1 protein-coding gene is annotated in these 401 nt (G+C 64.6%); it reads right to left on the reverse strand.

The genetic code is table 11. The annotated features are described in order from the left end of the window. Nucleotides 1-401: glutaminase (locus ACWTU8_RS33170; RefSeq protein ID WP_455851423.1), on the reverse strand; the 401-nt coding region annotated here is incomplete at both ends.

Genomic DNA, 401 nt, shown 5'->3' on the forward strand with positions numbered 1-401 from the left:
CCAGCGCGATCGAACCCAGCTTGGAATTGCCGTTGGCGTTGAGCCCGGGCGACCACACCGCAAGCGACGCCACACCCGGCACGATGCCCAATATGCCGCCACCGACGCCGCTTTTTCCCGGAATGCCAACGCGGAAGGCGAAATCGCCGGAGCCATCATAGTGACCGCAAGTCAGCATCATGGCGCCGATGCGCCGCGCCCGCTCCGCCGACACCACGGAGTGGCCTGTCGCCGGGTTCTTGCCGCCATTGGCGAGGAAGCGGCCGGCCATCGCCAGTTGCCGGCAGCTCATGGCGATGGCGCAATGGTGGAAGTAGACGCCCAGCGCCAGTTCCGGCGCATGATGAAGATTGCCGAAGGATTTCATGTAGTTGGCGAGCGCGAAGTTGCGATAACCGGTG

The sequence above is a fragment of the Mesorhizobium sp. BHbdii genome, assembly GCF_053848045.1.